Here is a 6,090-nt window from a genome sequence, read left to right as displayed (position 1 = left end):
GCGACAATGGATGCCTTTGTGCAGGCGTTGAACTGGGTCAACCAAAACACACCAGAAAAAGTAGTCAACGCAGTCAAACTCCAATCCCTTTGCTATTACCAGATTCGCGCTCGGTTTGGCTTGTCCAGTAATCTGGCCCAGCAGGTCTGCAGACGGGTGGCAGGCGCTCGCAAAGTGGCGAGACAGCGCAACCGTCCAGTTAAAGAGTTCAAGCGTAGGTTCGTTACCTACGATGCACGTATCTTCTCGTTTCGCGAGAAAGACTGGACAGTGTCGCTTGCCACGGTTGATGGAAGAGAACGCTTTGAGCTAGCCATTGGCAACTACCAGAGGGGAATGCTGGCTGGCTCTAACCCCAAATCGGCCACCCTAGTCCAGCGGAAGGACGGCTCCTACTCCATCCAGATTTGTGTCGAGGCAGAGCCCCCCAAGCAACAGAACACCGACAAGGTGATTGGTGTTGACCTGGGACGGCGAGACATTGCACATACCTCCGAAGGAGACAACTGGAATGGACAGCAGCTGAACAAAGTCCGAGATCACTACTGTCGGTTAAGAGCGTCTCTTCAGCGCAAGGCCAGTAAGGGCACCCGCAGTTCGCGGCGCAGATGCAGAGAACTGTTGCAACGGCTGTCTGGCAAGGAGAGACGCTTTCAAACGTGGGTCAATCATCGCATCTCCAAAGCTATTGTCTCTAGGGCAAAAGCTACCAACAGCGCTATCGCCCTGGAAGACCTGACAGGGATCCGGGAAAGGGTCAATCAACAGCCACGCAGCAAAGCCGAGCGGCGTAGGACCAACAGTTGGGCGTTCTACCAACTACGTCAGTTTCTGGAGTACAAGGCGAGGGTTGCAGGGGTTTCTCTGATTCTTGTGCCGCCCGCCTACACGTCGCAGACCTGCCACAAGTGTTTGCACATCCATCCCGATCCTGCGCAATCCTACCGCAGTGGCAAGTCGTTCAAGTGTGGGCACTGTGGATGGGAAGGGGATGCGGATTTGAATGGTGCGAATGTGATTGCGCTCTTGGGGGCTGTCGTAAACCAGCCTAGAGGTCCGGGCTTGTTTTGTTCTCTGGTAGAGCAGAACAGGCTCAGGGCTACTGAAAGCCCGCTCCGTACCGCTTAGCGGTCGGAGCCGGGTAGTTTACCTTTCAACCAGGCCACCCTTGAAACCACTATTATGGGTCAAGGCACCCCAGCCAAATGACGAATCCTGTCCGTCTCCCTAAAATAGCGACAGATAACAGGTGAATAGCGCTTTACCCTTTTCCCTAACAGCCTCCTCGAGTCCTCATGAAGCGTGTACTGGTAGTAGATGACGATCCCCTCTCCCTGAAGGTGCTGAGCCGCCACCTGACTCAGCATGGCTATCGGGTTTCTACAGGCGCTTCGGGTGTAGAAGGGTTGCGTCTGTTTGCCCAAGAGCAGCCGGATGTGGTGGTTTCAGATGTGGTGATGCCGGAAATGGACGGCTTTGAGTTTTGCCGACAACTGCGCCAACAGCGCGGCGGCGAGCTCGTCCCCTTCATTTTTCTCTCTTCGCGGGGAGAGATCGATGACCGGGTTCAGGGCTACGAGCGGGGGGCGGATGACTACATCATCAAGCCCTTTGAACCCCTGGAACTGGTGGCCAAAATCGAGGCCCAGATTGAACGCTCCCGCCGCACCCAATCGGAAATTTTGCGGCTAATCCAACAGCAGTCCCAGCCAAAACCCGAAGCGGACCCCCGCCCCACCCCACCCGAATTGCCTCTGACCCCTGCTGAGGAGCGGGTCTTTCGGGAAGTCATTCGCGGCTTCACCAACAAGCAAATCGGCGAGAAGCTGTTCATCAGCCCGCGCACTGTGCAAACTCACCTGACCAACATCCTCAGCAAGCTTTCTCTGGAAAATCGCTCGCAACTGGTGCGTTTTGCCTACGAACGGGGCTACACCGCCGAAGAGGAGCCGGGCCAGAAGGGATCCCTTTCAGGCCAGGTGTAGCCTCAAAACAGCACGTGGCGCTTTTCGCACCCGGCAGGGGATCCGCTCCTTGCCCAAGCGGACAAATGCCTCGTAGCGATGGCAGCCGGAGAACCCATAATACTCCCCTTCCACTTCCAAAACCTCAATGGGCTCCTGTAGGCCGACTGCTTCAATGGAAGCCATCAGCGCCTGCACCTTATCCGGATCCGTTTGCCGCGGCAAAGGGCGGCGAATTTGGGCAAGGGGAATCTCGCGAATCTGCGCCATGTTGAACTTTCTCCCTAAGCAAGCTACTTAATCATACTCGTTATGACTTTGCTCTATCAAGACTGGCAGAGGGGATGGATTCTCAGGCCAGAGCATGGCAGGATAACACCATTCCTCACTGCTCTCTCCCTCAGTAGCCAACCCAGCCATGTGGCAACTCCTCAAAGCCTTATGGGGAAAGATCGCCGGCCAAGCCCCCCCCGCACCCCCCGCTGCCGCGCCACGACCACCCCTTGACAAGAGGCTGGTTCAGCAGCCCTCTCCCCGGAATGTCCCTGCTGCAGAGGCCGCCCGCAAAGAAGAAGCCCCTGAGCCCACCCCAGAACATCCCGCCCCAAAAGTTGCAGCAGCCCAACGGGGTGAGGAACCTGTGGTGTTGCTCCCTTCTCAGGAGAAATCCCCAGACTCTGTGGCAGTAGAATCCCCCATCGGCCCGGCTCAACCCACCTCTACCGCCAAAAGCATCAGCAGCTTCTGGGCCATGACCGACACTGGATCCCGGATTTCCTGCATTGCTGCCACCACCGACAGTGGCCGTGCGGTCAGCTCCATTGCGACTGCTAGGCTCCGCCAACCGGAATAGCGACCGGGATCCCTCTGGCTCCAGAAAAAAACTTCAGGAATAGCTCCCATCCATTTCCACCCGCTACTGCAGGGATCCCCAGGGGGCATTAGGCCGATAATGGACAGGTAGCGTTGGGGGTTCCAAGCATGCTGGAGATGATCTTTAACGGGGCCAACTGGTTTGCTTTGCCCTTTTGGGCCTTGATGATTCTGCTGCCGGGTTGGAAGGTAACCCGCAAGGTGATGGAATCGCTTTTGCCCATCGCTATTTTGGCGGCGGTTTATTTGTATCTTTTGGTCACCGGGTTCAACGCGGATGTTCTCAAGGAATTTTCCGACCCTCAACTGTCTCTGACCAGCCTAACCGACCTATTCAGTCAACCCGCCGTTATGGCGACGGGATGGGTACACTACATCGTCATGGATTTGTTTGTGGGCCGCTGGATCTTCTTGGAAGGGTGGGATAAGCGAGTATGGACAACCCATTCTCTGATTTTGTGCTTGTTTGCCGGGCCTGTGGGTCTGCTCTCCCATTTGCTTACGGTGGCGATTGTACAAGCAACTCGCCAGAACCGGCCCAGTGTTGCTCAACCTGAAAAAGGCTCAGAAGTGCCGCAAGAATCCATCTAGCCCCTGCTTGGCTTTATAGCTCTTTCCGAGTTCATGGGGAATCTGCAGGTGAGCAGAATCCCTATCCCACAAGAGATGGATTTGTACTGCTGTGATGAGTGTCGTTGAAAAAAAGCTGTACTTATGGTTTTGCCCGTGGGATCTCAGATCCTGACCGTCTGAGCTAGAACGCCCTTCTCCTGATTTGCCAATGAAACCAAGGATCTTGATCTCAGCAGCCACTGGCCAAGAATCTGCCTTGCTCGAGTTGTTGAAACAGCAACACGCCTTGGTCTCGCGGTTTTGCCTGGTTATCGAGGGATCCCTGGCCCCCACAGGCTGACGACAAGAACCGTTGCATCTGGGGAAGAATGGCACGCTCAACTCTTCGAAGAAAGCACCCCAGCTTTCGGTCGGATGCACGGAGTGCAAAATGAGCAGCCTGGGATCATCCTCCACCTCAGCGTTGCTGCCACACGGCGATGGGGGAGCTGGGCTCTATCTGCTTGGCTTGCATCCCCGGAGCAGAATTCCGGACACACAACCGGCGGAAAGGCGGTAACCGAATTCTGGTATCCTGAAACCTTGACGTACTCCCCGCCCTACTGGCTTGCTTCCGCGCAGCGATGGGGGGGCTTTAGGCTCAATCTTTGGCTAAACAGGAGTGCAAACCTCTGATGACTGCTACCTTTGTTCACGCACCCTTGGCGCAAACCGTTCTGCCTCGCCCTTCCCGAGTTCGGGATCTCCTGCTGGTTCTGGGGGGAAGTTTGTTCGTAGCTGCCCTGGCTCAGGTGCGGATCCCTCTGCCCTTCACGCCGGTACCGATTACCGGGCAAACCTTTGGAGTAATGCTGGTGGGGGCAGGCTTTGGGGCACGGCTGGGCTTTCTCACGTTGCTGGTCTACCTGCTGGAAGGGATCCTGGGATTGCCCTTCTTCAGCGGTGGCAGATCCGGGCTTGGCCACTTGGCCGGGGCGACGGGGGGCTACCTGTTGGCTTTTCCCCTGGCTGCAGGGCTGATGGGTTGGTTGGTGGAGCGCTGGGGCGTGGATCGCAACCCCTGGAAGATGGCGCTGGCGATGTTGTCCTGCTCAGCTCTGATTTATTTGCTAGGAGCCACTTGGCTGGGGGTGTGGCTGAACCAGAATGTTGAGCCCACCTCGATCTTGGCCGTCCTCAACAAAGGGGTCTTCCCTTTTATCCCAGGAGACTTGGTGAAGTGCGGACTGGCGGCAGTGCTGCTGCCCACCATCTGGCGCTGGGTGGGACGGGAAAGGCCACCGGCTGACTCGTAACCCACTGGGCAAGAGCAGCAACTCAAAGCTCACCCCAGCAAAACAGAAGGGGCTCGGGATTAGCCTCGGGCCGAAAAATCTAAAAAAAAGATAACAACTCCGAGGATTTGGCCTTTTTTCTGAGATTCTAAAAACTGTGCTCAATACGGTGTTCAATACGGCCTATTCATGGAGCTTTTCTTTATATTGCTCTAGAGTTTTATAAGTCGCTGACTGGTCGCGGCAGAGCCCCCTTGTGGGGCTTTTTATTTTCTATCTGCCGACCAAAAGAAGCTGATCTCAACCTTAAGCTATAATTATGTCTTTCTGAATTCATGGGATCCCTATGGATTCCCTGGATAGACGGGATCCCTGCCATGCAACAGACGCGCCGGATCCCAGAAACATCCTGGTGGGTAGTCATTCAGCCCTTGACGGGCACCTTCTTTTCCAGCCACTGAGCCACTTGATCTGCCAGGTCAACTCCTTCCAACTGACAGAGTTCTCGCAGCATTGTTGGGCTGGTCACGTTCACTTCGGTTAGTCGTTCCCCGATAACATCAATCCCGACAAAATACAGCTTCTCCTGCCTGAGCACCGGTGCCAAAGCCCCGCAGAGAGCCCGTTCTTTTTCGGTAATCTTGGTTTTTTCCACTCGACCGCCGGCAGCAACATTGCCCCGAAAATCGCCCTCTCCAGGGATCCGATTGACGGCGCCCAAAGGTTCTCCTTCCAGCAACAAAATGCGTTTATCTCCTGCCGCCGCCTGTGGCAAATACTCTTGCACCATCACGGGCAGCCGACCAAATTGGGTGCTCATTTCAATCAACGAGTTGAGGTTTGGATCCCCGGCATTGACCCTCAGGATCCCTTCCCCACCTTTGCCACCCAAGGGCTTGAGCACCGCCTGTCCTTCCTGTTCAACAAACTGACGCAGCAGACGCTTGTTGCTGCTGACGCGGGTGCGCGGGATCCACTCTTGAAATTGCAGGGCATAGAGCTTTTCGTTGGCCGAGCGGATCCCGGCAGGATGATTGAGCACCAGTGTGCGGCTGGGGGAGAGACGATCCAAAAGGTAAGTGGCATAGAGATAGGCCGCATCTACCGGCGGATCCTTGCGCATCCACACCGCCTGCATTTGGCTCAGGGGCAGCAGTTTTTGGTCTTTGACCTCATACCAGGGATCCGCTTGCAGATCCAACCGGATTTCCTCAAGGGATCCCCAAGTTTCCCCTTGATCCCAGTAGAGATCCGCCAGGCCCAGGCAGAAAATGCGGTGCCCCCGTTTCTGCAGGGCTTCCATTAGGGCAACGCTGGTATCGTGGCCCACCTGCAACTGAGGCAATGGATCGACAATAAAAGCTACCTGCATGGGAGGTGTGGTTCACTGACGAAAGGCTGCCCCG

At 55.9% G+C, this 6,090-nt stretch carries 7 protein-coding genes; 4 read left to right on the top strand and 3 right to left on the bottom strand.

The features are described 5' to 3' along the window. Positions 1-1,128: RNA-guided endonuclease InsQ/TnpB family protein (locus tag NW805_RS05390; RefSeq protein WP_414421888.1), on the top strand; the 1,128-nt coding region annotated here is incomplete at its 5' end. Between the two features lie 167 nt (positions 1,129-1,295). Next, entirely contained in the window at positions 1,296-1,985 is a 690-nt protein-coding gene (locus NW805_RS05385; RefSeq protein ID WP_414421887.1) for a response regulator transcription factor, read from the top strand. Here NW805_RS05385 and NW805_RS05380 read toward each other — a convergent pair. Together NW805_RS05380 and NW805_RS05375 are read right to left on the bottom strand one after the other, a co-directional pair. Further along, a complete protein-coding gene (locus NW805_RS05380; protein WP_011432677.1) occupies positions 1,971-2,234 on the bottom strand; it encodes a sulfiredoxin in 264 nt (87 codons plus the stop codon). The genes NW805_RS05385 and NW805_RS05380 overlap by 15 nt on opposite strands. A 438-nt stretch (positions 2,235-2,672) precedes the next feature. Further along, positions 2,673-2,867, bottom strand: coding sequence for a hypothetical protein (locus NW805_RS05375; RefSeq protein WP_414421886.1), 195 nt, complete (start codon positions 2,865-2,867; stop codon positions 2,673-2,675). Between the two features lie 78 nt (positions 2,868-2,945). Between NW805_RS05375 and NW805_RS05370 the strand changes: the two genes are divergently transcribed. Together NW805_RS05370 and NW805_RS05365 are read left to right on the top strand one after the other, a co-directional pair. Then, a complete protein-coding gene (locus tag NW805_RS05370) occupies positions 2,946-3,428 on the top strand; it encodes an ABA4-like family protein (RefSeq protein ID WP_414382604.1) in 483 nt (160 codons plus the stop codon). A 656-nt stretch (positions 3,429-4,084) separates the two neighbouring features. Next, positions 4,085-4,705, top strand: coding sequence for a biotin transporter BioY (locus tag NW805_RS05365; protein ID WP_414421885.1), 621 nt, complete (start codon positions 4,085-4,087; stop codon positions 4,703-4,705). Between the two features lie 403 nt (positions 4,706-5,108). On the opposite strand, the gene gshB is transcribed toward NW805_RS05365, so the two are convergent. Continuing rightward, a complete protein-coding gene (gene gshB / locus NW805_RS05360; protein WP_414421884.1) occupies positions 5,109-6,056 on the bottom strand; it encodes a glutathione synthase in 948 nt (315 codons plus the stop codon). Between the last annotated feature and the right edge of the window lie 34 nt (positions 6,057-6,090).

It is taken from the genome of Synechococcus sp. W60.1, from assembly GCF_047461575.1.
Taxonomy (GTDB): domain Bacteria; phylum Cyanobacteriota; class Cyanobacteriia; order Thermostichales; family Thermostichaceae; genus Thermostichus.
The sequence above is the reverse complement of the archived record's forward strand: the minus strand, read 5'-3'. Positions and strand labels throughout refer to the sequence as shown.